The sequence below is a fragment of the Microbacterium sp. C448 genome (genome assembly GCF_000582705.2).
Classification (GTDB): domain Bacteria; phylum Actinomycetota; class Actinomycetes; order Actinomycetales; family Microbacteriaceae; genus Microbacterium; species Microbacterium lacus_A.
In genome coordinates this window covers 1-735 of record NZ_HG779821.1, presented here as the reverse complement: position 1 = coordinate 735, position 735 = coordinate 1, and the positions used below count along the sequence as shown (strand labels likewise).

Annotated in this window: 2 protein-coding genes; both read right to left on the bottom strand. The window is 69.9% G+C overall.

The window, feature by feature from the left end:
- Window positions 1–3: 3 nt before the first annotated feature.
- Window positions 4–300 carry a TadE family type IV pilus minor pilin gene (locus MIC448_RS15435; RefSeq protein WP_081766476.1) on the bottom strand — a complete coding sequence of 99 codons (297 nt, stop codon included), beginning with the start codon at window positions 298–300 and terminating at the stop codon, window positions 4–6.
- 101 nt (window positions 301–401) lie between these two features.
- Window positions 402–605 carry a DUF4244 domain-containing protein gene (locus MIC448_RS15430; RefSeq protein ID WP_036301762.1) on the bottom strand — a complete coding sequence of 68 codons (204 nt, stop codon included), beginning with the start codon at window positions 603–605 and terminating at the stop codon, window positions 402–404.
- Window positions 606–735: the final 130 nt, after the last annotated feature.

Sequence of the window (735 nt, the reverse complement as noted above, 5' to 3'; positions counted from 1 at the left end):
GCATCATCGTCCGCCCGCCGCGGCGCAGGCTCGGGCTGAGACATCCAGTCCCGTCGCGGCGAGGCCGGGCACCGCGACCGGGGACGTGAGTGTCACACAGACGAGCCGATCACCCTCATCGATCTGCAGGTCGGCGCCCCCGGCCAGGCGGCCGACCAGGGCGTCAGCGGGCTCTGGCTCTCCGCGCGCGATCAGGCGAGCAGCATCCGCCGCTGCTCCCTGCAAACGCACCGTCTGCGACCCCGCCGCCAGCGCGGCGACGCCCACGACGATCACGAGCAGAGCGGCGGGAAGGGTCACCGCGAACTCGGCCGCGACCGAGCCCCGGTCATCGAGCGGAGCCCGGCTGCATCGGTCGCAGCGATGACCGTGGGACCCGCCGTCCTGGCCACAGCGCACGCTCACGCCACCGTCAGAGCACGCCGGACGAGATCGGTCAGGATGCCGCGCACCTCGTCGCTGCGCATGATCACGACGAGCAACCCCGCAAATGCGACCGCAGCCATCGTGGCAATCGCGTATTCGGCTGTAGCCGCTCCGGTTTCGTCGTCGAGCAGGCGGCGGCGCGCGGCGCGAACGGCGCGGGGGCTGAAGGGATCTTTCATGATGTACCTCTCTATAAGTGGTGGGTTCGAACAATGGCCCCGTCATCCGGGACACACGGTGGGTTCGCCTGGCACTTGTTGCCGTCATCCGCAGCCGCAACGGACAACAACTGCCGGTGGTGCGGTGGGG